Source organism: Syntrophaceae bacterium (assembly GCA_013177825.1).
In the GTDB taxonomy this organism is placed as follows: domain Bacteria; phylum Desulfobacterota; class Syntrophia; order Syntrophales; family PHBD01; genus PHBD01.
On the sequence record JABLXX010000007.1, the window covers coordinates 117,651 to 141,548 of the forward strand.

General features: G+C 59.5%; 25 protein-coding genes. 7 read left to right on the top strand and 18 right to left on the bottom strand.

Annotation, left to right across the window (positions count from 1 at the left end):
- Positions 1 to 102 precede the first annotated feature (102 nt).
- The 9 genes from HPY65_14890 to HPY65_14930 form a co-directional block, all read right to left on the bottom strand.
- Positions 103 to 369, bottom strand: coding sequence for a 30S ribosomal protein S18 (locus HPY65_14890; GenBank protein NPU85760.1), 267 nt, complete (start codon positions 367 to 369; stop codon positions 103 to 105).
- A 4-nt stretch (positions 370 to 373) separates the two neighbouring features.
- Positions 374 to 871: a 30S ribosomal protein S6 gene (gene rpsF, locus HPY65_14895; GenBank protein NPU85761.1), complete on the bottom strand. Its 498-nt coding sequence runs from the start codon at positions 869 to 871 to the stop codon at positions 374 to 376.
- A 139-nt stretch (positions 872 to 1,010) separates the two neighbouring features.
- On the bottom strand, positions 1,011 to 1,913 hold the full coding sequence (locus HPY65_14900) for a hypothetical protein (protein NPU85762.1): 903 nt from the start codon (positions 1,911 to 1,913) through the stop codon (positions 1,011 to 1,013).
- A 133-nt stretch (positions 1,914 to 2,046) separates the two neighbouring features.
- Positions 2,047 to 3,714 (bottom strand): SpoIIE family protein phosphatase, encoded by a 1,668-nt coding sequence (locus tag HPY65_14905; protein ID NPU85763.1) that lies wholly within the window; start codon positions 3,712 to 3,714, stop codon positions 2,047 to 2,049.
- Positions 3,715 to 3,808: 94 nt separating this feature from the next.
- A complete protein-coding gene (locus HPY65_14910) occupies positions 3,809 to 4,759 on the bottom strand; it encodes a GNAT family N-acetyltransferase (GenBank protein NPU85764.1) in 951 nt (316 codons plus the stop codon).
- Between the two features lie 17 nt (positions 4,760 to 4,776).
- Positions 4,777 to 5,229, bottom strand: a complete 453-nt coding sequence (locus HPY65_14915; protein ID NPU85765.1) for an ATP-binding protein — start codon at positions 5,227 to 5,229, stop codon at positions 4,777 to 4,779.
- Between the two features lie 38 nt (positions 5,230 to 5,267).
- Positions 5,268 to 5,600 (bottom strand): STAS domain-containing protein, encoded by a 333-nt coding sequence (locus HPY65_14920; protein NPU85766.1) that lies wholly within the window; start codon positions 5,598 to 5,600, stop codon positions 5,268 to 5,270.
- 152 nt (positions 5,601 to 5,752) lie between these two features.
- On the bottom strand, positions 5,753 to 6,610 hold the full coding sequence (locus tag HPY65_14925) for a 3-hydroxybutyryl-CoA dehydrogenase (GenBank protein NPU85767.1): 858 nt from the start codon (positions 6,608 to 6,610) through the stop codon (positions 5,753 to 5,755).
- A 141-nt stretch (positions 6,611 to 6,751) separates the two neighbouring features.
- Positions 6,752 to 8,113, bottom strand: a complete 1,362-nt coding sequence (locus tag HPY65_14930; protein ID NPU85768.1) for an acetyl-CoA C-acyltransferase — start codon at positions 8,111 to 8,113, stop codon at positions 6,752 to 6,754.
- A gap of 315 nt (positions 8,114 to 8,428) precedes the next feature.
- Between HPY65_14930 and HPY65_14935 the strand changes: the two genes are divergently transcribed.
- The 6 genes from HPY65_14935 (at position 8,429) to HPY65_14960 (ending at position 14,402) form a co-directional block, all read left to right on the top strand.
- Entirely contained in the window at positions 8,429 to 9,637 is a 1,209-nt protein-coding gene (locus tag HPY65_14935) for a methanogenesis marker 1 protein (GenBank protein NPU85769.1), read from the top strand.
- A 1-nt stretch (position 9,638) separates the two neighbouring features.
- The gene (locus tag HPY65_14940; GenBank protein NPU85770.1) at positions 9,639 to 9,983 is read left to right on the top strand and encodes a hypothetical protein; all 345 of its coding nucleotides are present in this window, start codon (positions 9,639 to 9,641) and stop codon (positions 9,981 to 9,983) included.
- A 473-nt stretch (positions 9,984 to 10,456) separates the two neighbouring features.
- Positions 10,457 to 11,512, top strand: a complete 1,056-nt coding sequence (locus HPY65_14945; GenBank protein NPU85771.1) for an acyl CoA--acetate/3-ketoacid CoA transferase subunit alpha — start codon at positions 10,457 to 10,459, stop codon at positions 11,510 to 11,512.
- Positions 11,513 to 11,557: 45 nt separating this feature from the next.
- On the top strand, positions 11,558 to 12,439 hold the full coding sequence (locus tag HPY65_14950) for an acyl CoA--acetate/3-ketoacid CoA transferase subunit beta (GenBank protein NPU85772.1): 882 nt from the start codon (positions 11,558 to 11,560) through the stop codon (positions 12,437 to 12,439).
- 190 nt (positions 12,440 to 12,629) lie between these two features.
- Positions 12,630 to 13,787: an acyl-CoA dehydrogenase gene (locus HPY65_14955; GenBank protein NPU85773.1), complete on the top strand. Its 1,158-nt coding sequence runs from the start codon at positions 12,630 to 12,632 to the stop codon at positions 13,785 to 13,787.
- Positions 13,788 to 13,829: 42 nt separating this feature from the next.
- Complete coding sequence (locus tag HPY65_14960) at positions 13,830 to 14,402, top strand: C_GCAxxG_C_C family protein (GenBank protein NPU85774.1); 573 nt, start codon at positions 13,830 to 13,832, stop codon at positions 14,400 to 14,402.
- A gap of 147 nt (positions 14,403 to 14,549) precedes the next feature.
- Here the strand turns inward: HPY65_14960 and HPY65_14965 are convergent, their stop codons facing one another.
- The 7 genes from HPY65_14965 to HPY65_14995 form a co-directional block, all read right to left on the bottom strand.
- A complete protein-coding gene (locus tag HPY65_14965; protein ID NPU85775.1) occupies positions 14,550 to 14,744 on the bottom strand; it encodes a hypothetical protein in 195 nt (64 codons plus the stop codon).
- A 40-nt stretch (positions 14,745 to 14,784) separates the two neighbouring features.
- Positions 14,785 to 15,312, bottom strand: coding sequence for a DUF2284 domain-containing protein (locus tag HPY65_14970; protein ID NPU85776.1), 528 nt, complete (start codon positions 15,310 to 15,312; stop codon positions 14,785 to 14,787).
- Between the two features lie 289 nt (positions 15,313 to 15,601).
- On the bottom strand, positions 15,602 to 16,189 hold the full coding sequence (locus HPY65_14975; GenBank protein ID NPU85777.1) for a cob(I)yrinic acid a,c-diamide adenosyltransferase: 588 nt from the start codon (positions 16,187 to 16,189) through the stop codon (positions 15,602 to 15,604).
- A 117-nt stretch (positions 16,190 to 16,306) separates the two neighbouring features.
- Positions 16,307 to 17,278, bottom strand: coding sequence for a methylmalonyl Co-A mutase-associated GTPase MeaB (meaB, locus tag HPY65_14980; protein ID NPU85778.1), 972 nt, complete (start codon positions 17,276 to 17,278; stop codon positions 16,307 to 16,309).
- 4 nt (positions 17,279 to 17,282) lie between these two features.
- The gene (locus HPY65_14985; protein NPU85779.1) at positions 17,283 to 17,687 is read right to left on the bottom strand and encodes a cobalamin B12-binding domain-containing protein; all 405 of its coding nucleotides are present in this window, start codon (positions 17,685 to 17,687) and stop codon (positions 17,283 to 17,285) included.
- A 21-nt stretch (positions 17,688 to 17,708) separates the two neighbouring features.
- Entirely contained in the window at positions 17,709 to 19,397 is a 1,689-nt protein-coding gene (locus HPY65_14990) for a methylmalonyl-CoA mutase family protein (GenBank protein ID NPU85780.1), read from the bottom strand.
- A gap of 453 nt (positions 19,398 to 19,850) precedes the next feature.
- Positions 19,851 to 20,726 carry a DMT family transporter gene (locus tag HPY65_14995; GenBank protein ID NPU85781.1) on the bottom strand — a complete coding sequence of 292 codons (876 nt, stop codon included), beginning with the start codon at positions 20,724 to 20,726 and terminating at the stop codon, positions 19,851 to 19,853.
- 232 nt (positions 20,727 to 20,958) lie between these two features.
- Between HPY65_14995 and HPY65_15000 the strand changes: the two genes are divergently transcribed.
- Positions 20,959 to 22,134, top strand: coding sequence for an ABC transporter substrate-binding protein (locus HPY65_15000; protein NPU85782.1), 1,176 nt, complete (start codon positions 20,959 to 20,961; stop codon positions 22,132 to 22,134).
- A 30-nt stretch (positions 22,135 to 22,164) separates the two neighbouring features.
- Here HPY65_15000 and HPY65_15005 read toward each other — a convergent pair whose 3' ends face one another.
- Complete coding sequence (locus tag HPY65_15005) at positions 22,165 to 22,881, bottom strand: epoxyqueuosine reductase (GenBank protein NPU85783.1); 717 nt, start codon at positions 22,879 to 22,881, stop codon at positions 22,165 to 22,167.
- A gap of 132 nt (positions 22,882 to 23,013) precedes the next feature.
- Positions 23,014 to 23,736, bottom strand: a complete 723-nt coding sequence (locus HPY65_15010) for an ABC transporter ATP-binding protein (GenBank protein ID NPU85784.1) — start codon at positions 23,734 to 23,736, stop codon at positions 23,014 to 23,016.
- Between the last annotated feature and the right edge of the window lie 162 nt (positions 23,737 to 23,898).

A 23,898-nucleotide genomic window follows, 5' to 3' on the forward strand; every position in this document is an offset into this window, starting at 1 on the left:
CCCTCCAAGACCGCCTCCCCAAGCCTTCCGCCTGCAGCCGGAAAACGCCCGTTCCATACGACCCGTTCTGCCGGCCGACAGTCAGTCCGGCTGAGACCGACGTCAGCCCTCTCGAACCGCAAACGGGAGGAGAGCCAGCGTCCGGGCCCGCTTGATGGCCACGGTAAGCTCACGCTGGTGGCCGGCGCAGTTCCCGGTGATTCTTCTGGGCATGATCTTGCCCCGCTCGGTGACAAAGTCCCGCAGGATGGAGGGATTCTTGTAATCGATCTGAATATTGGAGTCCGTACAGAAGCGGCAGAATTTGCGCCGGTGGAAAAACTTCTTGTGCGGCCTGGACGGCCGGCTTCCGGATGATGGATGTGCCATGGCTTTACTCCCCCCCCTGATCCTTGGCTGCCGGCGGAGCTGCAGGCTGAGCTGTAGGCTGAGCCGCCGGTTGAGCCTGCGATGATGCCGGTGAAACGACCGTCAGCGGAGCCCTTGTCTCGGAAGGAGCCCCCGACGATTCCCCTGTCGAATCCGCAGCCTTTTCCTTGCTCTGGGCAACTTCCTTCTCCAGATCCTTCAGGCTGACGTTCTCGTTCTTCAGGATCGTCATGTATTTCAGGACATGATCGTCGATCTTGAAGTTCCGCTCCATTTCGGAAACGACGGCACTCGACCCGGCATAATCCAGGAGGACGTAAGTCCCTTTGGACTGCTTGCGAATCAGGTACGCAAGCTTGCGCTTTCCCCAACGGTCCACCTTGACCAGAACACCCTTGTAGGCCGCGATGATATCGCAATAGCGATCCGTCAGCACGGTTGCTTCCTCGTCGTTCAGGTCCGGATGGATGATGAAAACTGTCTCATATCTCCTCAATTTCATTTACCTCCTCACGGCTTTTCAGCCCGGGCAGGACGCCCGGACAAGGAGTCTGTCCCCAAAAAACGGAGTCGCCTTCTATCCCATCGATATGGATAAAGCAAGCCTTTTCTCATCCGGGAGAAGAGATCAGGCTGACATGTCAGTTCTGCACCCTCTTGACGAGCATTCTGCGAAGGTGTTTCTCATACTCGTCCCGGCGGTGAGTCACCAGATAGTCCAGATAGTTCAAGTTCCTTTCTATGCTTTTCATGTAAAGATCTTCATCGATATTCCATCGTTTCCGGAAATGGTAGCGACTGTAAAGATACGCGTCCCCCAGTTCCTCCCGGAACCGCTCCCGGGTCATCTGAAAGAATCCCCGAGTCTTCTCCAGCAGGTCCAGCTGGCTCGAATAGGCCGTGATTCCGGCTTCAATAAACTCGGCATAAAGATCCAGCAGTTTTTCCAGGTAATGGCGATCGGCCATCTGTCCCAAAAGATCCGCCGTGCCCAGCATGTGCCCCAGGAGTTTGATGCTATCGTTGCGGAACTGAATTTCTCCGATCTTGGTGTTGAGGCCGGTACACTGCAGGATATCGCTGAAGAAGGGCAGTTCCTCCCGGAATATGGGGTTGTTCCGGTAGTATTGCACCATGAACTCGATGCTCCGGTTGATGTGAACAAGCGTGTATTTTGCCCCGGTTCCCTCCGTATCGCCACTTCTCTGGATATAGCCGGTATCATGCATCAGCCCGCAGACGAGACCGATGTTGAATTCCTTCTCCGTGAAGGAATGACCTGCTTCAATGGCCCCGTGCATCAGACGGGTGACGGCCAGGGTGACCGCCATGGTATGACTCAGGTCATGGTAATCTACGTTCGAGTGGCGATAGCCTGGATATTCCCCGCTGAAAAGCCGGACGATATCTCCATAAGCCCGATCGAGCAGCCCATGGTCAAATTGGGGAAAGGAAAGAGAGGCAATGAGCCGGATCTCTCCGATGACGGCATCGTGATCCTCAATGTCCAACAGGTTGGCCAACTGGTTTGAGCGATCCTTCATCGGCATTCCTTATTCTCAAAGACAATTGCCCTGAAAATATGCCCATTTTTTACTCTAATAACCGTTGAAAAACAAGAGGAAACGTTTCAGGGGCGCCGACTGGGCGCGCAAAGGTGTGGAGATCGTCGTCTATTTATACGACTTTAAGAACGACAAGGGCGATATCATCGAATTGGGGCCTCCCACCGGCGAACGCAATGACGGCGTCCTGGATTTTCATGATGATCTCCCCGGCGGACAAATCCCGGTTTTCCCGAACGACCCGGACCAGCCGGTCGAGGCCGAAGGGCTGGTCGTTTTCGTTGACCGCTTCGGTAACGCCATCGGTGTACAGAACCACCAGATCTCCATCCGACAGCGGCAGTCCAATTTCCTGCACATGGATGTCCCTTTTCACCCCCAGGGCAATGCCCCGGGCCTTCAGCCAGCCCGGTTCCTCCGACCCACTCCGCAGCAGGAGCGGAGGGTTGTGGCCGGCGTTCACATAACGGAGCTTCGGACCCGGCTCGACAACCGTATAAAACAGAGTGACAAACATACCGGACGTGGAATCGCGGCAGATCAGTTCGTTGGCCTGCCGGATGGCGTGTGCCAGATCAAGCGTTCCCGTGGCGCTGGCCCGGACGACCGTCCTGGACAGCCCCATGAACATGGCCGCCGGCATTCCCTTGCCGGATACGTCGGCGATGACGACCCCCCACAAATCATCCAGAACGGGGATGAAGTCGTAAAAATCACCCCCGACTTCCCTCGCCGGAATATTGTTGGCTGCCAGATCAATATTCGGAATACGGGGCGCCCGCTCCGGAATCAGCCGTTGCTGGATTCCCCGGGCGATTTCCAGTTCCTTGAGAAGGCCTTCCCGGTCAGCCGTGGTCTGCTTCAGCTCCGACATATGCTCCCGCAGGTCCATGGTCATCCGGTTGAATGCCGCGGCCAGTTCCTCCATCTCATCCCCTGTCTGCACCTCCACCCGATGGTCAATCTCTCCGCGCCCGATGGCTTTCACGCCACGGATCAGGGAAAGGACGGGCCGGGTAATCGTGCGGGAGATGAAAACGGCGACGCCGAGGACCACAAGCATCAGGAAAAGAAGGAACGCAAAGAAGTTCCGATAGATATCGTCCAGGGTCTCATTGACATGCTCCTTGATCTGATGGGTCGTCGCGTCGATCCGCTTCTTTGTTTCCTTTACCGGGATGGAGAATTCGTCGATATACGTTGTCGCAGCGACCATGAACATGGAATCCCGAACGGGCACGATGGACATGAATTTACGCCGGATCCTGCCGTCCAGGTCGGGCCAGTCGTAGTAGCCGCTGTTGGAGGACCCGTCGAAGGTCTTCTCGAAGATTTTCCAGAAATCGGGAAGTTTGTCCCGCCACTGACGAAGATCGAAGTCAACAACCTCCGGATTGGGGTGAAATCTCATCATCCCCGTTTCGCGGTCGAAGACCAGAGTATAACCGGTTTTCCCAACGGACTGGACGGCGATTTTCTGAAAATCCGGCCTTTTTCTGAGTTCATCCAGCCGGATGCCGGGATGTGCGTCCAGATAGATGCGGCACTGAAGGGCTACATCCGCCGCCTTCTGTGTGATAATGCCTTCTCCAAGTTCTTCCAGGGCCTTGGCGCTGTCACTGGCGGCCCGGTCCCCCAGGGCTGCACTGCTATCCAGGGCGTAGTTCCCGATCTGCTGGATATCCCCGAATGCGAAATAGCCGAAGATCATCAGAGAGATCACCGGCAAACCCAGAAAGGCGAGGAGAAGCTTGGTGCGGATGGGTATTTTTAATTTCACCGGTTGCCTGCTCTCGATAATCTCCGTGTCATTCGCCTTCCGGCGTTCCGGGCCGTGGGATCCATCGACGGGAGGATCCCCCCATGCCGTCTCCCTAGATGTTCAGTGTCTTCCAGCGCAACTCACGTTCCAGCCTGTAAAAGGGCCGTCTCCGGCCGTCGGCTTCCTTTCGAACCACGAATCCGCGGACCATATACCCCCTGGCCAGATAATGCATGAACAGGGCGCGGCAATAATCACGAAGACGCTGGGCCTTGGTGCGGTCCTGCTTCAGGATCCTGTCCTGGTTGTAGGGAATTTCCACAAACAGGGGGGTCGTGTTGAGATGAAAGAGGGTTTTCCCGCCGGGGCACTCCAGCCCGTCCTCGTCCAGGTCAATGGCGTTGACGATGTTCTCTTCCGTCATCTCCGAGGTGTCGTCCAGGGCCGGCAGAATGCCCCGCTCGATCCGCTCGCGGACACGGTCGGTCTGGATGAGCCACTCCACGATGAAACGGTCCGTTGAGATGGCCCGGTTGAATTCGTCGCTCGTGAAGACGGCGCTGTAATAGTTGAACCCGATCTCCCGCACGATGGCACCCATGCGGTGAATATAGATATAACCGTTCCGCGAGACAAGCGGATCGTAGGTCCAGCGGATCCGCGAAATACCCCGCTCCTTGGCGCACTCGTAAAGGACGCTGACCAGTTCCTCTCCGATGTTCTTGTCCCGGTAGAGCCGGTCCACGCCCATTCGGGCCCCGTACCAGAACGGCCCCTTTTTGTCGAAATCGGCAAAGCACACCAGGAATCCGATAGGCCGGTCCTGGGCGTACCAGGAATCCTCCCGGGCCATCTGCCGCCGCTCCTCCTCCGGGTAAATCCCCTCGTCGAACGCCGTCAGAACGAGCCCGTTGGTCAGGTAGGCCAGTTCGAAATACAGCATCGGTGCGTTCACTTCCCGGTACCCTTCCCGGTTCCATACCCTTTTCTCCAGTTCGACCACATCGTTGAGGACCGACTCCCGAAGATATTTCTCCACACGGACCTTCCGCTGGTCATCCATGGGTGCTCCTTCCGGGTCTACAGGGGTTGACCGGAATGACGGCATCCCGGTTCGCCCGCGAACGGGGCCGGCTTCTCCGGGGAGACGACCAGAGTCAGGACATTGTGGTCTTTTTCCCGGCGATAGCGAATGTCGTCGATCATCTTCCGAATGAAGTAGATGCCGAGTCCGCCGACTTTACGCCGGCTGATTTCCGTGGATAATTCGGGATCGGGAATGGACAGAAGATTGAAGGGAACGCCCTCGTCCTCGATTTCGATGACGAGCTGCCGGTCAGCCGTAACCCGGCAGCGGACCTCGACATCGCCGGGACGTTCAGGGTAGGCGTATCGAAAAATGTTCACCAGGGCCTCTTCCACCGCTAGCTCAATCTCGCTTGCCCGGTGGGGATGGAAGCCCCGCAGGACCAGGCAGTTCGACACAAAAGCCATGAACGGCCGAAGGGAATCCAGTGTTGCAGGTTGTTTCATGGACGGCATACAGAATCCGAATGCCCGGCAGAAGGCCGTCAGCCGGGGTTCAATGCAGCTTCCACCGTATCATAGATCGGGAAAAGAGTATCGAAGCCGGATATCTCAAAGACTTCCCGGACAGGTCCTTTCAGATCGGCCAGAAAGATTTCCCCTTTCCCTTCCTCGAGTTGCCTGGCCGCCGCCAGAATGCACTGGAGGCCGGCGCTGCTGATGTACTCGAGGGCACTGAAGTCGATGACGAAACGGCTCGCTCCCTCTTCCAGGAAACACTCCAGGGCCCGGTCGAAATCCGGAGCACAAAGGGCGTCCATCCGGCCGCGGACGGAAACAACAACCGTATCTTTTTCCTTGCGGGTGGTGATCTCCATGGTTCCTCCCCGTCCTGAAGCCGGAATCAGCCACGGCCCGGCTTCTTGCAAGGATCAGCTCCGGAACGGCAGCCGGTCCCGAAGCCCCCTCTCCCGGACATGCCGGGGGAGGGGGCCGGAATCCCTTCAGGAAACGGCGTGCGGATGCCGCATTACTTGCTGTAATCGTAAAAACCGCGCCCGCTTTTTCGCCCCATGTATCCGGCGTCGACGTATTTCTTCAAAAGCGGGCAGGGCCGATACTTGGAATCGCCGAAGCCCTTGTAAAGGACGTCCATGATGGCCCAGCAGGTATCCAGGCCGATCAGGTCCGCCAGCGCCAGAGGCCCCATGGGGTGGTTCATTCCCAGGACCATGATGTCGTCGATCGCCTTCGGCTGCCCGACTCCCTCCATCAGGGCATAGACCGCCTCGTTGATCATGGGCATCAGGATGCGGTTGGACACGAATCCCGGGAAATCGTTGCATTCCACCGGGACCTTGCCGAACTGTTTGCTCAGGGCCTCGGTGGCGTTATAGGTTTCCTGCGAAGTGGCAAGGCCGCGGATGATCTCCACGAGCCGCATGACCGGCACCGGGTTCATGAAATGCATGCCGATAACCAGTTCGGGGCGTTTCGTAGCACCTGCGATCCTGGTGATCGGAATGGACGACGTGTTCGTGGCGAGAATGACGCCGGGCTTGCAGATTTCGTCGAGCTTCTTGAAGAGCCCCAGTTTCAGGTCCTCCCGCTCCACGGCCGCCTCCACGACAATGTCGGCATCCTTCATATCCTCAACGTTCGTGCTCTTTTTGATCCGGCCGAGGATCTCCGCCTTCTGGTCCGCCGTCAGCTTTTCCTTGGCCACCAAGCGGTCCAGATTCTTGGAAATGGTTTCATAACCCCTGTTCACGAACGGTTCGGCAATGTCGTTCATGATGACATTCAGGCCGCCCGGAGAGGCTGCGACCTGGGCAATTCCGTTTCCCATCTGACCCGCACCCACTACACCGATTGTTTTAATCGTCATCTCCTACCCTCCTTGTTTTTTCCCTGGAACACGGCAGCCCCTGAGAAACGGCGAGGCATGAAAACCCCGCTCCTTCCTTTTTCTGCCGTTTCCGGTATGTCGTTGTGGATGGAGAACCGTATCGTACCCCCCGGTTCCCTTTTACTTGTCCACCCGGATCAGCATGGCGTCTCCCTGGGCGTGGCCGGAGCAGATGCCGCAGACGCCGAGGCCGCCACCACGCCGCCTCAGTTCATATCCGAGGGTCATGAGGATCCGGGCCCCGGTAGCCCCGATGGGATGGCCGTAAGCGATGGCGCTCCCGTTGACGTTGACCTTCTTCATCATGTCTTCCTTGGACATGCCCAGGATGCTCCGGGCACTGACGAGAACGACGGCCGCAAAGGCCTCGTTGATCTCGATCAGATCCACCTGATCGAGCTTCAGATCGTTCTCTTCGAGGATTTTTTTGATGGAAAGTCCCGGGACGGTGGCGATGTCCTTGGTCGGCTGGGAGACCTCCGCATAACCGAGAATCGTGAAAAGGGGCTTCAAGCCTAGTTCCTTCGCTTTCTCGGCACTCATGAGCATGCACACGTCTCCGCCGTCGTTCACGCCCGGCGCGTTGCCCGCCGTCACGCTGCCGAGCTGCCCCGTTACGGTGCTCTTGTGATTGAAGACGGGAGGCAGCTTGGCCAGACCGTCCATGGTCGTACCCGTCCGGGGTCCCTCGTCCTTGTCAAAGACTGCCACGTCTTTCCCCTTCTTGATCTCCACGGGGAATATCTCGTCATCCAGGCGACCGGCCTTCATGGCCTCCACGGCCCGCATCTGCGAGGTGAACGCCCACTCGTCCTGGTCCTGTCTCGTGAAACCGAATTCATCGGCCGTCTCCGACCCGTGGATGGCCATGTGGCGATTGTAGAAAGCGTCCCACAGTCCGTCATAGACCATCAGATCGACCATGCGTCCGTTGGGAAGTCCCATGCGGCTCCCCCAGCGCATGTCGGGCAGCGAATACGGACAGTTCGACATGCTTTCCTGGCCGCCGGCGACGACAATCTCGGCTCGTCCTGTCTGGATCATCTGAACGGCCAGGTCGATCGTCTTGATGCCCGAGGAGCAGACCTTGTTCACGGTGATGGACGGCACGGACTCGGGCAATCCCGCCAGCAGGGTCGCCTGCCGGCTGGGCACCTGCCCGCATCCGGCGGGTACCACCTGTCCCATGATGACATAGTCGACGTCCTCCGGCTTGACCTTGCCGCTCACCCGCCGCAGGCACTCCTTGATCGCCAGCGCTCCCAACTGAGGGGCATCGAAGCCCTTGAGGGAGCCTCCGAAAACGCCGTAAGGCGTGCGGCAGGCCTCTACGCAAACCACCTCCCGGAATCCCTTGAACTGGCCTTTGATCTTTCTCCCCATGCCGGAATAATCGGGTTTCCTCTCGCCGAACCCGGCTATCTTGGCATCGGCGTAAAACTTTGGTCTGGTTTTATCCAGTTTCTGCGGTACCTTCTCCATCTCGTCCTCCTTTTATTTCCCCCGGACTTGCCCTGTACGCTCCACTCCCGTGCAGGTCCGGTTCGTAACTATGTTGGGGAAGGGGGAAAAAGGCGCTTTACCAGTAAAAGACTGGTTCGGATTTTTCTCACAACCCCGGCAGTTTGTCAATTGCTTTGGCTCCGGGTGCCGGTTTTCCGTGCCATGACGCGCACAGCGGCTTACACGGCCCCACAAAACGGTTGACAGCCCGTCCGATTTGAGATTGACTTCCCTTCCGTCGCCGGCGGGAGGGTTTTTCCGTTCCGGCAGCCCCGATCCACCAGGAGACGACGGATGCCGCCCCTCTCTCTGAAACCCTGTCCCAAGGCTTACATTCTGGAGACCCACCGCTCCCGACCGCCGGCGGAGACCCTGGCGTTCATCACCCGGCTGGAAGAGAAGGTCGGGATGCTGGATATCCGGGACGCCGAACGAGACGATCGCATCGGCCTTCCGGTCTTCACTTGCCGGAGGGTCCGCCCGGACGGATCCGTAACCCGTCATACCGGCAAGGGAATTACGCCCATCCAGGCCCGGGTATCCCTCACGATGGAATCCGTCGAGCGCCACGCCTCCGAATTCCGCGAAGTCCACCGGGAAAGGCTGGTCCGGAACAGTTACCGCCGGTTGTCCCGGCAATTCAACGTCCTTCCCCCGCCTGACCTGATCCTTTCACAGTCCAGCGAGTACGACGACGACCGGCCCATCTTCTGGATCCGCGGCTACGACCTGCTGCGCAACGAGGATGTCTATCTGCCCGCCTGTGCCGTCTTTCATCCTTTTCACCTGGACGACATCCTGGTCATCCATACCCACACCAATGGCATCGCCGCCGGCAATACCCTCGAAGAGGCCATCGAGCACGGCATCACGGAGGTGATCGAGCGCGACGCCTGGAGCATCGCCCAATACCGCGCCGAGGCCCTGGACGCCCTGTCGGTTGAAGCGGCGGACGGCAACGCCTTCCTCCTCGACATCATTGAAAAGTTCTGCGAGGCAGGCATTGAAATCGTGGCTAAAAACATCACCTCGGACGTCGGCGTACCCACGATTGCAGCCTTTTCCAGGGATATGCAGTACGATTCCATGATCCCCATCGACGGTTTCGGAACCCACCTGGATCCCCGTGTGGCCCTGGCCCGGGCCCTGCTGGAAATCGTGACGACCCGCGCCCTGTTCCTTCAGACGCGCGGGCTGGCGGGCCTGCAGGAAGGATGCTCCACCTATTTCCGGGAGGAAGAGGAGGATTATCGCTTCTTCAGCTACCGGCAGATCGGCCTGGGCGACATGAACGCCGATTTCAGAGACGACATCCTCGACGACGTCCATCTTCTGATGTCCAGGTGCATGAACCGCGGCCTGGATCGGGTGATCGCTGTGGATCTGACGGACGGCGGAACCGGTATCCCCACAGTACGGGTGATCGTCCCCGGCATGGAGGCACACTGCTTCGACAGGAGCCGGAGGGGAGACCGCCTTTATGCCGCTCCCGACGGAGGTTGACATGCTCAACGAAGAAGACGTCACCCAGCGGGCGATCTACTGTTATCTGGCCTTCAGGCAGATGGCGATCCTTTACAGCAGTGACGAAGCCCCGTCCCGCTACCTGGAAATCCTGGGCCGGTCCTCCCTGGACCTGGCGGGAGACCCTTTCATCCGGGAGACCCTCGAGGAAGCCCTCCTGGAGGAGCGAGTGGAAGAGGCCCTCCACCATCTGATGATTATGTACGAAGGCTTGGCGCTGGCTCTCTGTGAAGTCCTCGAGACGGACATGGAAACGATCGGCGAATCGCTCCCGCCGTCATACCTGGAAGAGATTCTGGCAGAAATGGCTCCCCGGCCGTCCTGACCGTCGGCTCATCGCGTCTTTCCATCGACCCGCCGCAAAGGCCCCAGGAAGGCCTCAACCCCTGGAAACGTCCCCAATTATTTCTTGACACCGAAGGGGCCGATCCCTTATACCCTAAGGCAACTTTCATCCCGTCATGTCCATCCTCCGGCACTGCACCAGAACCGGGACAACCGGTCGGCCGGAGGATAGACGGATCGCCGTTTCCTCAACCTCTGACATAGACAGTTGCACCATTCAACAGGAGTTCGCCCTGAGAGGCCCAAGGGATCTCTTCATGCCGCTCCTCTCGCATCCGTTGCGGAACGATCTTCGCATCACCGCTCGACACGGTGTCTTTCCACGTATATCCAATCATCGTCTGTTTTTTTCCGAAGAAGGGAGGTGAGCGCACGTAACAGAGAACCTGTCTGTTCTGATGAGTTTTTTGTAAATTCAAGGGGGTTTATCATTGCACTGAAAAGGAGGTAACAATGGCAAGAATTCGCGGGAAATCGAAAAAGGCGGAGATCCTGTCGCTGGAGGAAGCGGTCAAGAAGTACATGCACAACGGGGTCATCTGCGCGTTCAGCGGGTTCACGGGCTTCAACCGGAACCCCTTCGCATTCGCCTGGGAAACGGTGCGTCAGGGCATCAAGGACATTCATGTCATCGACCGGCACGGCGGTGTGTGTACGTGGCTCCTCAACTCCGTCAACGCCATGAAGATCTATGAGACCGACTGGATGGGCTGGGGGGAAATGGCCGGCAAGATCGACATCAACCTGGAACGGCACTACAAGGCCGGTAAGGTCATTCTGGAGGATTATTCCCACGGCGCCATGGCCATGCGGTTCCTGGCCGGCGCCATCGGAGCGCCCTTTATTCCCTACTCCGCACCTCTGGGATCCGACCTGTACAATCCCAAGTATGACGCCCTCGGCAAGGCGGGTATGCGGGACGGAAAGAACCCCAAGATCGCCAAGAAGAAGTTCATCCAGATGGAGGAACCCTTCTGGGGAGAGGGTGACACCATTTTGTTGCCGGCAGCCAAACCCGAGCTGGCCATCATCCATGTCGCCCAGGCCGGCGACAAGGGAACGGCCCGCTGGCGCGGCGTCGGCACCATCGACAAGGAGATCTCCTTCGCCTGCGACAAGGTCGTCATCATCGCCGAGGAGATCGTCCCCGAAGCGGAAATGAGAAAACTTCCCGAAACGAACCAGATCCCCTACTTCGTTGTGGACGCCGTCGTGGAGTGCCCCTGGGGCGCCTTCCCGAGCTCGGTCCCCTTCTACTACGACTACGATGCGCCCTTCATGCGGGATATGGACAAGGCCTCCCGGAACCCCGATGACCTGAAGAAATGGCTCGATGAGTGGGTCTTCGGTCCCAAGAGCTGGGAAGACTTCGTCGTCAAGCTGGGTGCCAAGAAGCTCCTGGACCTGAAGGCGGACAGCACCACCGGTTACAGCGTCCGCATGATGAGAGGAAAGAAACCGGCACCCAGGATGAAGATGCCCTTGTCCGTGGCACGCAGCGGTTACTAAAAGAAAGGGGGGATACGAAACATGGCAAAATCAATGGAAGAATTGATGGAATTGATCGATCTGATTCCCAATGAGTTCGCGAAACCGGGAGAGTTCATTCTTCCGGAGCTGATGGCCATCGCCGTGGCTCACGAAGTTCGGAATGACGATATCGTGTTCGCCGGAACGGGGCTCCCCATGGTGGGCATCATGACGGCCAACTTCACGAACGCGCCGAATGCGACCCTGATCTACGAATCGGGAATCTGCGACGGCAAGACGATGCACGTCCCCATGTCCGTCTGCGACCAACGGGCGGCCAACATGAGCTCCACCCTGGGCGGCCTCGTCGACACATTCGGATACTACCTGCAGCAGGGCTATGTCACACTCGGGTTCCTCGGCGGCGCAGCCATCGACAAGTACGGCGGCGTCAACGTGACCTCCATCGGAGACTATTTTGCACCCTCCCACCGCTTCACCGGGTCCGGTGGAAACTCCGACATCGGGACCATGGCCAAACGGACTGCCTACATCATTCTCCAGGAAAAACGGCGCTTCCTGGAGCGGAACGACTATACGACCACCCCCGGCTGGTGGTGCTGGGACTTCAAGACCAACGAGTGGAAGCCCAAAAAGGAAGTCTGGAAGAATACGGCCTTTGCAGACTGCGGTCCCACCGCCGTCGTGACCAACATGGGCGTTTACCGTTTCGACAAAGAGGGGATCATCTACCTGGAGACCCATCATCCGGGCGTCACGGTGGAGCAGGTCAAGGAAAACTGCGGCTTCGAGCTCAATGTGTCGAATGTCAAGGGTGAGACTCCGCATCCGACCTACAGGGAGCTGTTCGTGCTCCGCGAGTTCGTCGATCCGGAGTTGATCTTCCTGCCCGCGAAGACCGATTATACGCCCGCAATTCAGGCCATCATCGACAAAGGGGCCTGATGTTGGCACCGGCCGGCGGCGGGCAGTCACATGACCCGGACGCCGGATGTCAGCACCAATTGACCGGGAAGGCGGGTTTATCCCGCCTTCCCGCACATTCAAGAGACTGCGCATGATCCGGCGCCCCGCCCGATCCGCCCTGACCGGCGGACGCCGGCGCGTAATACATTTCAGAGGGAAGGAAGGAACGATGAATCTAGATCTCACGGAAGAACAAAGAATTATTCAGGATACGGCGCGCAACTTCGCCAAGACGGAACTGGAACCCCTGGCAGCCAAGCTGGACGAACAGGACGACCGGGCGGCTTTTTGTGCCAACCTGCGGAAACTGGCCGGCCTCGGCCTCATGGGCATCAACGTGAAAGGCGATTACGGCGGATCGGAAGCCGGCGTCGTGGCCTTCAGCCTGGCCGTGACGGAGATCGGAAAGGCCTGTGCATCGACGGGCGTCACCATGTCGGTGAACAACATGGTCTGCGAGGTCATCCAGGCCATCGGATCGGAAGAACAGAAGCAAAAGTACATCCCGAAGATCTGTTCCGGCGAGTATTACGCCGGCGGCTTCGGTCTCACGGAGACGACAGCCGGCTCCGACCCTGCCGGAATGCGCTGTTCCGCCGTTCTGGACGGCAACGAGTGGGTCCTCAACGGCAACAAGATGTTCATCACCAGCGCCGAATACGCCGGCGTTTTCGTCGTCTGGGCCGTGACGGACAAGTCCGCCCCCAAAGGCAAGGGCATCAGCACGTTCCTCGTGGAAAACGGGCTCAAGGGTTTCACCGTGGGCCGGGCCGAGCACAAGATGGGCCAGCACGCGTCCATCACCAACGAGTTGATCTTCGAGGACTGCCGCATCCCCAAGGATGCCATGATGGGCAAACCCAACGACGGTTTCCGGACCGCCGTGGGCGAGCTCGCGGGCGGCCGGATCGGCATCGGCTCCCTGGGCCTGGGGATCGGCCAGGCAGCCATCGAATACGCTGCGAAATACGCCCTGGAACGCAGACAGTTCGATCAGCCCATTTCGAATTTCCAGGCTATCCAGTGGATGATCGCCGAGTCCTACACGGAACTCGAGGCGGCGAGGCTGCTCCTGATGAATGCCGCATTCCAGAAAGAGAACGGCCGGTTCTTCGCCCGCCAGGCCTCCATGGCCAAATACTATGCCACGGAAGCGGCGGAACGGGCCTGCTACAACGCCCTGCAGATCATGGGCGGATACGGCTACACGCGGGAATTTCCCATTGAGCGTTTTGCCCGGGATGTCCGGATCACCTCGATCTACGAGGGTACCAACCAGATCCAGCGGGTCATCATCGCCCGGGACATCCTGAGCAGTCTGAAGTAAGCCGGCGGATGCCGTCCGGCGGCTGGGGAAGGGGTGCTTTCGATGACAAGAGAAGAAAAAATTGATGCGATCCGCCAGCGGGCCCGCAAGAACTTTACACTGGGCTACAACTGCGCGGAGTGCGTAGCGGAAGCGGTTTTGACGCTGGTGGACACAGGGCTGTCGCCGGAAACCAAGAAAGTGGCATCCGGCTTCGGTGGCGGGGTTGGTCTGTACGGGGATACATGCGGCGCCATCACGGGTGCGGTCATCGCCGTCGGGGCCGCCCACGGCCGCAGCAGCCTTCCCGAAGGGGCGGATCCGAAAGATGCGGTCAGAAAGGCGAACCAGGAGCTTTACGGAAAACCCGGGCTCTACCGCCTCTTTAACCAGATTCCAAACCGGTTCCGGGACAAGTACGGCTACACCTGCTGCCGCGACCTCACGTCGAAGTGGCACGACGCCTGGCTATGCCGGGACCATGCCCTTCACTGCCGGGAGATTATCACCGATGCAGCGGGCATCGCTGCAGAACTGATCTTCTCAGACCGTGAAGAGGCGGCGTCGCTGCCATTCGGCCATAACGTCGAGAATCTGAAGGATCCCCCGGCGGATCAGACCGATAAAGTCACGTGAGGAACCGCCGGCGGAGCGGACTGCCCCGCATGACCCTGTCAGCGACATGAACGCAAAAGAGCCCCCGGGGTATCCGGGGGCTTTCCTCTTTCATGCCGTTTTCCGGAACGGCACCCACTCCTCAGCGGATTTGCCTTGCAGGGTTTTCTACTCCTTCCGGCTCACCTTCACGAGAATGCTCCGGCAGCACTCGCCGTTTTTGATGACAAAGCAGTCGGGCCGCTCGATCAGTGAATATTGGCCGTTCGACTCGATCTCCAGGTCTTCTTTTTTCAGGTCCCCCTCCCGCGGGATGAACAGCATCCTGCCGATGGGAATTCCCCCTTCCTTCAAGATGGCCATAAAAATTCTCCTTGTGGTTTGAACAAATCGAGCTGCCTGTTCAGATCAAAAGAAGCCCTGTCCAGTCGACCCGGTCTCGGACGGGGAACCGCCCGGGCAGGCCGGCTTTTTCCAGGGTGGCCAGAACATCGATTCCCATGGCCTCCATGGACGGCCTCGCTTTGAACGGGTGTCGGCAGGGTTCTCCGGGCCTGACGGCCGCGCACTCGTCGCACAGCCGGCAACACCCTCCGATCAGCGCTGCGGCAAAACGGAATCCTTCCTCAAAGGCCATCCGCTCCGCCCGGTTCATCAGATTGTGAAGCCGTCCGGCGAAAACAAACACGTCTTCCGGCGGATCAAACGGACCTTCGGCGGATACCTGGACAAGTAAGGCATCCGCAAAACGGGACAGCATCTCTCGGAACTGAGACACCGGGGGCAGATAGGGGGGACAGGTGAAGTTGCGGCCGTAGCTGTTGCAGAGCGGCACCTGGCACTTGAGACGAACCCGCTCGTCCACGACAATGGACTCAACGGAAATCGGCCGTACCTCCGTTGCCCCTCCCCTGCGGAGGGCGGTCTTCATACGCCGGAGCCACGGAGGGATTGACTTACTCAGTTCTTTGGACACAGCGACACGCTTTCAGTTACCAAAAGCATTTCCGGGCTGTTCAAAAATGGTCGGATGCAAGGCGCCCGAAGTCCCGAGCCGTGAATAACCTATCTCCGTAGTCTCTGAAACTCCGCATGGACGACGTCGCAAAAGGCTCGCAGGCAAGGCGCGCAAGCCCCAAGGAGCGAGGCGTACTTTTTCGTATGCCGCAGTGACGAGGGGGAAAGCGCAACGCAGCATCCGGGCTTGTTCCGAGGTCGTCTCAGTATTCGATGCCGGCTCTCTCCTTAATCCCCTTGCTGTAATGATGACGGACCTCCCGGATCTCGCTCACCGTGTCGGCCAGTTCCACGATCTCCGGAGGCGCGTAACGGCCCGTTAGAATCAGGTCCACCTCCGGCGGTTTGTTCCTTATCAGGTCCAGCAGGTCCGGCAGAGGGATCAGCTTGAAATCGATGGCTACGTTGATCTCGTCGAGGATCACCATGTCATGGGTGCCGGCGGTCAGGGCCTCGCGGGCCATCTCCAGCCCTTGCCGTGCCAGTTCTACGTCCACCGGCGCCGGATTGTCCCGCATGACAAAACTGTCGAGGCCGCTCTGGACGATCGTGATCCCCGGAAGATGCTTCTCCGCCGCCAGGACCTCCCCATACTTTCTGCCTTTCATGAACTGGATCACGAGAACCTTCCGTCCGTGTCCGACAGCCCGCAGGGCCTGCCCCATGGCGGAAGTGGTCTTTCCTTTTCCGTTTCCCGTCAGGACCATCACCAGTCCCCGGTTGAACCGGGATGCGGCTTCCGTGATTCGGTCGTTGCTCACAGGCTCATCTCCTTCGCCCTCCCGTTCCATGACCGGAAGGCGGCGACACATCGCAACTGGAAGAAAAAACCCGGGATCCCTCCGGGAGGCGCTCCCTCCGCGGGCGAAACCCCGGGTTTACCATCGTCTTCATCCGGACGGAACCGCTCAGTCCAAGCTTTTCAGGAACCGCCCGGCAATCTCTTCCGCCAGGGTGTATGGATCGGACTCTTTCTTAAGGAGCTTCTCGACCATCCCATCCATTTCTCCGGAAGCGACGAGTCCTTTCAAAACCGGTTCGAGAACGCACGTACGAACGGCCTCATTGAGCTCCACCACTGCCTTTCGCCGGATCCGGGAACCCAGGAGGTCGTGTTTCACCAGGTGATTGTAGTGCTCCTCGATCGTGGCTGTCATTTCCTCCAGGCTCTTTCCGAATCCATCCGGCTCGAAGGCGTTCTCCACCCGGAGGATGGGTGGCCGCCAGCCTCCAGGGAATGTATTCGGCGGCGCCATGTCCAGCATGGCCATGAGTTCCCGCCGCAGTTTCGACGAGCCTTCCCGGTCGGCCTTGTTGATCACGAAAACATCGGCGATTTCCATGATCCCCGCCTTGATGGCCTGAATCTCGTCTCCCATCCCCGGAATCAGCACCACGACAACCGTGTGGGAGTGGTTGATGATGTCCACTTCCTGCTGGCCGGTGCCGACGGTCTCCACAATCACCATGTCCATCCCCATGACGTCCATGACGTGGATAGAGTCGCCGACGGCTTTCGCCAGGCCGCCCAGGGCGCCCCGGGTTGCCAGACTGCGGACGAAGACGCCCGGGTCTTCCGCATGTCGCTGCATGCGGATCCGATCGCCCAGGATGGCTCCCCCTGTAAAAGGGCTGGTGGGATCCACGGCGAGGACGCCCACTGTTTTATCCCGCTTCCGGAAACACTCGACAAGGCCGTCCACCAGGGTGCTCTTTCCCGCCCCGGGCGAGCCGGTGATACCGATCACGTGGGCCTTTCCGGTGAGGGGGAAGATGTGCTTGATGGTAGCACGGGCCTCGTCAACGCCGTCTTCCAGGTGACGGATGAGGCGGGAGGCCGTCCGTACGTCCCCCGCCTTGATTTTTTTTACTTTTTCCATGATGTCATGCCCTTGGTTGAACATTCGTGTTGATCCATTCTACGATGCTGTCGAGCGTGGCCCCCGGCGTAAAAATCGCCTTGAGGCCGGCATCAAACATGAGTTTGAAATCCTGGTCCGGAATGATCCCGCCGCCGATGACGGTGATATCGTCCGCACCCTTATCCTTCAGTAGCGTCACCACTGCCGGGAACAGATAACGGTGGGCTCCCGACAGGCAGCTCAGTCCGACAATGTCCACGTCTTCCTGGATGGCCGCCGCAGCGATCTGTTCGGGCGTCTGATGGCAGCCCGTATAGATGACTTCAAAACCCGCATCGCGGAAACAGCGGGCCAGTACGCGGGCTCCCCGGTCATGACCGTCCAGGCCCGGTTTCGCAACCATGATTCGCAGTTTCTTGTCTGCCATTGAACTGTCCCTCCCTCCTCGTTAGTAGAGTCCCGGATCGCGGTATTCACCGAACACTTCGCGGTAGACGTCGCAGATCTCCTGCACGCTGGCCAGATTCTTCACGGCCTCGATGCAGTAGGGCATGACGTTCTCGCCCTTCTTGCAGGCGCCCTTGAGGTCGTCCAGGCAGCGCTTCACGGTCTTGTTGTCGCGCTTCCGGCGGACGGCGCTGAGGCGTTCGATCTGCTCCTTCTCGACGCTGTCGTCGATCTCCAGGAACGGGATGGGCGCTTCATCGGCAGTCACGTACTTGTTGATACCGATCATGATCTTCTCCCCGGCGTCGATCTGGCGCTGGTACTTGTAGGCCGAGTCGGCGATCTCCAGCTGGGGATACCCTTTCTCGATGGCGGCGACCATGCCGCCCATCTCGTCGATCTTGTGAATGTACTCCCAGGCCTTCTCCTCCATCTCGTTCGTCAGGGCCTCGATGAAGTAGGAGCCTGCCAGCGGGTCGATGGTGTTGGCCGCACCTGTTTCCTCGGCGATGATCTGCTGGGTCCGGAGCGCGATCTGGACCGCGTGGTCGGAGGGCAGGCAGAGCACTTCGTCGAGGGAGTTCGTGTGGAGCGACTGGGTCCCGCCGAGGACGGCCGCCAGAGCCTCCGTGGCCGTGCGGACGACGTTGTTATAGGGCTGCTGCGCTGTCAGGGAGCAGCCCGCCGTCTGTGTATGAAACCGCATCCACCAGGACCGCTCGTCCTTGGCCTTGTAACGGTCCCTCATGGCCTTGGCCCAGATCCTCCGGGCCGCCCTGAGCTTGGCGATCTCCTCGAAGAAATCGATGTGGGAATTGAAGAAGAAGGACAACCGCGGCGCGAAGGAATCCACATCGAGCCCCTTGCGGCGGATGACATCCTCCACATACTCCATGCCGTCCCGGAGAGTAAAAGCCAGCTCCTGCACGGCCGTGGCGCCGGCCTCCCGGATGTGGTAGCCGCTGATGGAGATGGTGTTCCACCGGGGGACATGCTTGGTGCCGAACTCGACGGTGTCGCTGATCAGTTTGACCGACGGCTCGGGAGGGCACATCAGGGTCTTCTGGGCGATGAACTCCTTCAGCATGTCGTTCTGGATCGTCCCGCCGATCTTGTTCAGGGGAATCCCCCTGATCTCAGCGGCGGCGCAGTACATGGCCCAGAGGGCCGTCGCCGGCGGGTTGATTGTCATGGACGTCGTCACCCGGTCCATGGGGATACCTTCGACGAGCTGGAGAAAATCCTCCAGGGTGTCGATGGCAACGCCGCACTTTCCACATTCCCCGCGGGCCTTCGGCGAATCGGTGTCATACCCCATCAGGGTCGGGAAGTCGAAGGCCGTGGAAAGCCCCGTCTGTCCCTCCTTGAGCAAGAGATGCCACCGCTGGTTCGTTGTCTTGGCGTCCCCCATGCCGGAGAACATGCGGAACGTCCAGTACTTCCCCCGGTACCCCGTCGCCTGGTTGCCCCTGAGGAACGGAAACTGGCCCGGATACCCGATGTCCTGGACGAAGTCCATGTCCTTGATGTCCTCGGGCCCGTAGAGCCGCCGGATGGGAAGATCCGAGACGGTGGACCAGAGCGCCTCGGGCTTCTGGTCGGCGTTCTTGGAGATCACCTTCCGGACCTCGTCCTCCCACTTCTTCCGGAGCTCACTCGACTGCGTTAACACTTCCGTTGCGAAATACACGTTACCCCCTCCTTTCCAAAGTATTCGCTACCAATGTTCAGCGCCGCGGACAGGAATCCCGGCGCATGCCTTCCCGAGTGGATCGGGACATCGGTTGTACGGTCGAAACGAAAAGGGAAACAACCCGCTGCGGAAACGGGCCAAGCGAACAGAACAGGGGAAATAACAAAAGAAACAGGGGGGTTGTGCGATATGAAGGGATCGTGCAATTATACCCTCCGACCTGACGGCCGCACATCTTCGAATGTTGTGTTTGAAACCCCCCTCCGGACCGAACACCGGATCAAGACGAGCGCTTCTGCCGAGAGCCTGAGGGTCCGGTACCGAAAGACCATCCCCATGAACTGCGGGCACTGGTAAAGCGTATCTTTGCTAACTTGATTCCGGTCATTTGTCAAGAAATTGTCATAACCCGCCCGGGAGGTTATCCTTCTCCGGAAGCGGGTTCCGGAGTCATGAGAAGCGTTGCTGGAGAACCACGCCCGCCACGATGAAAGACAGTCCCAAAACCGTGGAAGGAAGAATCGGCTCGCCGACCGTCACGGCAATGAAGAAAAGGGAAACGAAAGGGGAGAGATAGATCAGGTTGCCCACCTGGGCGGTGCTCCGGGACAGGGTCAGGGCCTTCAGCCAGAGGACGAAGGTAATGCCCATCTCGAACAGGCCTATGTAGCATGCACCCAGAAGACCCGGAAGCGATGGCTCGCGCAGGGGAGCAAACAGGGCGAGGGCCACCAGTGTATAGGCCGTACCGAAAATGAAGCAGAGGAACAGTTTGAGAACCTCGTCCCGGGCATCTTTTACGTTAAAGAGCCAGAAGAGGGCCCACAGGATGGAACTGGAGAGGGCCAGGGCCGCACCTGTCGGGTTGGTGAACCGGAGACTCTGGAGATCCCCCCGGGTGGATATAACCAGAACCCCGGCAAAACTGAGGAGGATTGCGAACAAGCTCGCAGTGCGGATCTTCTGGCGAAGAATCAGGGCGGACAGGAGAACCAGCATGATGGGCCAGGTGTAATTCAGGGGCTGGGCCTCCTGGGCGGGGAGGAGGTCGTAGGCCTTGAAGAGAATCAGGTAATAGGCAAACGGGTTCAGCAATCCCAGGATCGCCGAATGGAGCCATTCCCGACGGGTCATGCCCCTGAGTAGTCGCAGTTTTCCCTGGATGCAGAGAATCCCGAAGATCGCCGCCGCAGACGTCAGGGACGCAAGGAAAAGCATCTCCAGGAACGACAGGTAGCGCAAAGTGATCTTGAATGCCGAGGCCACCGTCGACCAAAGCAGCACTGTTGCCAGGGCGTACCCATAGGCCTTCTTCTGGTTGTCCATAAACCTCGCGACACGTCAGGAAGGGAGAACTGCCAAAACGGGAAACAGGCCGGCGGAAGGCCGGTTTTCTCCTTATCATCGCCCTCCGGGGCGCACAAGGGGTTCCTTGCATTCGACCGCCGTCAGGGAGGCGGCCTCGCCCTCGTCCCCGGAGCCCCGCCGGCAGTTATTCTCCTTGATTCGCACCGGACATTCCTTTATCAAAATGGGCACAACCCGATAGACAGGGAGGATGCCGCTCATGAAGAAGGTGTTTACATCCGCGATGCTGTTCTCGCTCGTGCTGCTCCTGGCCGGCTGCGGCGGCGACGGCAAGCTGAAGGATCTCCGGATCGGACTGATTGCGGAACTGACGGGCGAATCCTCCGCAGTGGGCATCTCCTGCAGAAACGCCGCCGAGCTGGCCGTCCGGGAAATCAACAGCGGAGGAGGCCTTGTGATCGGGAGCAGGAAATACAAAGTCGAGCTCCTCGTTGCGGACAGCGGCGGCCAGGCGGAGGCATCGGCCGCGGCGGCCAGGAAGCTGATCGACAGCGACAAGGTCGTGGCCATCGTCGGACCCAACGAAAGCCGCTTTGCGATCCCCGCCTCGGATGCCGCCGAGATCGCCGGGACCGTCCTCATATCGCCTTCATCCACCACTCCCAGAACAACCTTGGATGCCAAAACGGGGGGGCCCAAGAAATACGTGTTCCGGGCCTGCTACATCGATCCGTTCCAGGGGCAGGTCCTGGCAAAATTCGCCCGCAACGAGGAAAAGGCCGAAACGGCCGCCGTCCTTTTTGACGGTTCGTCGGATTACAGCAGAGGCATCGCGGAGGTCTTTCGGGACGTCTTCCTTAGAAAGGGAGGGAAGGTCGTGGCGTTTGAATCCTATGACCCCGGTGACAAGGACTTCACCACCCCGTTGATGAAAATCAAAAATGCCGGGCCGGACGTGATTTTCCTCCCCAATCATTACACGGAAGTTCCCAACCAGATCCGGCGGGCCAGGAAGATCGGGATTCATGCCCCATTCCTCGGCAGCGACTCCTGGGGTACGGCGGATCTTCTGAAATCATGCGGGAAAGACTGCGACGGCATTTATTTCAGCACCCACTTTTCCGTGGAAATGGCAACGCCGTCTGCCAGGGCATTTGTGGAGTCCTACAGAAAAGCGTATAGCGTCCTGCCCGACGATGTGGCCGCCCTGACCTACGACTCCTTCGGCCTTCTCTGGCAGGCCCTCCGGACGGCGGGCAGGCTGGACCGCCAGGCCGTGCGGGACGCACTGGCCAGGATCCCCGAATACGACGGGGTCACCGGGATCATGCAGTTCCGGGAAGGTTCGGGGGACCCGATCAAGAGCGCCGTCATGATGAAGATCCAGGACGGGCGGTTCGTGTGGTCCGCCAACGCCAATCCGTGAAGGAACAGTGATTTCTTCGAAAGAAGCTTCCTATCCGGGCCGGCCGGTACGGAGACTCTGCTTCAGGTAACGCTTCGTCCAGGGACAGCAGGCGATGCAGATGCCGCAGATCGTGGTGGCGCCGATGCCCGCCCGGCCGGAGAGATCACGGGCGGCGGTATAGCAGGCATGGACGTCCAGGATGTCATCCCGGTCCAGTCCTGCCTGCCATTCTTCTCCCCGCGGCGCCCGGCCGGGGCATGTATCCACGCACAGCCTGCAGGTCCCGCAGCGGGACGTTTCGACCGGAGGAGAGACCGTAAAGGGAGCATCGGTAAGGACCGTCATGAGACGGACCGCGGAACCGTAGGGCTCCGTGATCAAAAGGGCGTTGCGGCCGATCCAGCCCAGCCCCGCGCGGGTGGCGACGGTCTTGTGGGGAAGAGGTGTCCGGAAGTCGGAGGAAAAGACTTCCCGGGTCGGCTCCGCGGGAACGGCCTCCCATCCCCTGTCGGCAAGGATTTCCGCGGCGGCCAGGCCGAGTTCGGCCAGGATCCGGTTGACCCGTCCGTATTCCTCAAAATAGGATTGTGTCGGTCCCGCCCCGATGCCGGAAACGACCGCCGGCTCGAGGGGCACTGCAATGGAAAGGCCGATCGGCAGGTCCATCCTGCAGCCGGATGGAAGATCCCGAAGATCCGCGAATCCCAGGAGGGCCGCCCCTTTTCGGTAGAGGGCGATTTTCAGCTCGGAGCGGATGTCGTCCATGGCTCCCTGACACGCCCGCCGGCGGCAGGCTGTCTCCCAATCTGAAAAGAATCCGCGCTTCTGTGAGCGTCCCCCGCATCACGCCCTTTCCGCAGCCGGGAGAGCATGCTTTCCCGGTTCCGTGCGGCCTCGTCAGGCGTGACTTCCCCCGAGGTAGGCCTTCTGAATATCCTGGTTGGCAAGCAGGTTCGCAGCCGAATCCTCCAGGACGATACGCCCCAGTTCCATCACATATCCGCGGTGGGCCAGTTTCAGGGCCGCCCGGGCGTTCTGCTCCACAAGGAGGACCGTCAGTCCGGCCCGATTGATTTCCCGAATGGTCTGAAAGATCGTCTGGACGAGAAGAGGCGCCAGGCCGAGCGAAGGCTCGTCGAGAAGAAGAATCCTTGGCTTCGCCATGAGGGCCCGCCCGATGGTGAGCATCTGCTGCTCTCCCCCGGACAGCGTCCCGCCGAGTTGTTCCCGGCGCTGACCGAGTACGGGAAACAACCGGTACACCCAGGCGCGGGTCTCTTCGATTCCCTCGTTATCCGAACGGACGAAGCCGCCCAGCGTCAGGTTCTCGTCCACCGTCAGGGTTCCAAAGATCCGCCTGCCTTCCGGTGCCTGGGTAATCCCGCGCTTTACAACCTCGTGAGCGGGAAGCCGTTGGATGGCATCCCGGTCCAGGGAAATCGTCCCCTCGGAAGAGCGGACGAGACCACTGACGGCCAGGAGCGTCGTCGATTTTCCCGCACCGTTGGCCCCGAGCAGCGAAACGATCTCCCCTTCCTCCACGGACAGGTCGATCCCATGCAGGACTTTCACGTTCCCGTAACAGACATGCAGGTTTCGTATTTCCAGAAGTTGGCCCATTGTTTCCCTTATCGTCGCGTCACGCGGCACGGGTGCATCCATAATTTTTCGATCCGGCAAAGTCAACGAAAAACTCCCACACCGACCCGGCACGAACAATACCGCTTACCGGAGCGTTCACGCTTCCAGCATTACATTTTCCCTTGCAATCAGCCCGAGGTT

Excerpts from the sequence above, each read along its gene's own strand:
- HPY65_14945 (NPU85771.1), top strand. The coding sequence starts at position 10,457 with ATGGCAAGAATTCGCGGGAAATCGAAAAAGGCGGAGATCCTGTCGCTG.
- HPY65_14920 (NPU85766.1), bottom strand. The coding sequence starts at position 5,600 with ATGGAGATCACCACCCGCAAGGAAAAAGATACGGTTGTTGTTTCCGTC.
- HPY65_14975 (NPU85777.1), bottom strand. The coding sequence starts at position 16,189 with ATGGAACGGGAGGGCGAAGGAGATGAGCCTGTGAGCAACGACCGAATC.
- HPY65_14890 (NPU85760.1), bottom strand. The coding sequence starts at position 369 with ATGGCACATCCATCATCCGGAAGCCGGCCGTCCAGGCCGCACAAGAAG.
- HPY65_14985 (NPU85779.1), bottom strand. The coding sequence starts at position 17,687 with ATGGCAGACAAGAAACTGCGAATCATGGTTGCGAAACCGGGCCTGGAC.
- HPY65_15010 (NPU85784.1), bottom strand. The coding sequence starts at position 23,736 with ATGGGCCAACTTCTGGAAATACGAAACCTGCATGTCTGTTACGGGAAC.
- HPY65_15000 (NPU85782.1), top strand. The coding sequence starts at position 20,959 with ATGCCGCTCATGAAGAAGGTGTTTACATCCGCGATGCTGTTCTCGCTC.
- HPY65_14950 (NPU85772.1), top strand. The coding sequence starts at position 11,558 with ATGGAATTGATCGATCTGATTCCCAATGAGTTCGCGAAACCGGGAGAG.
- rpsF (NPU85761.1), bottom strand. The coding sequence starts at position 871 with ATGAAATTGAGGAGATATGAGACAGTTTTCATCATCCATCCGGACCTG.
- HPY65_14970 (NPU85776.1), bottom strand. The coding sequence starts at position 15,312 with ATGAAGACCGCCCTCCGCAGGGGAGGGGCAACGGAGGTACGGCCGATT.
- HPY65_14940 (NPU85770.1), top strand. The coding sequence starts at position 9,639 with ATGCTCAACGAAGAAGACGTCACCCAGCGGGCGATCTACTGTTATCTG.
- HPY65_14915 (NPU85765.1), bottom strand. The coding sequence starts at position 5,229 with ATGAAACAACCTGCAACACTGGATTCCCTTCGGCCGTTCATGGCTTTT.
- HPY65_15005 (NPU85783.1), bottom strand. The coding sequence starts at position 22,881 with ATGGACGACATCCGCTCCGAGCTGAAAATCGCCCTCTACCGAAAAGGG.
- HPY65_14925 (NPU85767.1), bottom strand. The coding sequence starts at position 6,610 with ATGACGATTAAAACAATCGGTGTAGTGGGTGCGGGTCAGATGGGAAAC.
- HPY65_14930 (NPU85768.1), bottom strand. The coding sequence starts at position 8,113 with ATGGAGAAGGTACCGCAGAAACTGGATAAAACCAGACCAAAGTTTTAC.
- HPY65_14900 (NPU85762.1), bottom strand. The coding sequence starts at position 1,913 with ATGAAGGATCGCTCAAACCAGTTGGCCAACCTGTTGGACATTGAGGAT.
- HPY65_14935 (NPU85769.1), top strand. The coding sequence starts at position 8,429 with ATGCCGCCCCTCTCTCTGAAACCCTGTCCCAAGGCTTACATTCTGGAG.
- HPY65_14995 (NPU85781.1), bottom strand. The coding sequence starts at position 20,726 with ATGGACAACCAGAAGAAGGCCTATGGGTACGCCCTGGCAACAGTGCTG.
- meaB (NPU85778.1), bottom strand. The coding sequence starts at position 17,278 with ATGGAAAAAGTAAAAAAAATCAAGGCGGGGGACGTACGGACGGCCTCC.
- HPY65_14965 (NPU85775.1), bottom strand. The coding sequence starts at position 14,744 with ATGGCCATCTTGAAGGAAGGGGGAATTCCCATCGGCAGGATGCTGTTC.
- HPY65_14910 (NPU85764.1), bottom strand. The coding sequence starts at position 4,759 with ATGGATGACCAGCGGAAGGTCCGTGTGGAGAAATATCTTCGGGAGTCG.
- HPY65_14960 (NPU85774.1), top strand. The coding sequence starts at position 13,830 with ATGACAAGAGAAGAAAAAATTGATGCGATCCGCCAGCGGGCCCGCAAG.
- HPY65_14955 (NPU85773.1), top strand. The coding sequence starts at position 12,630 with ATGAATCTAGATCTCACGGAAGAACAAAGAATTATTCAGGATACGGCG.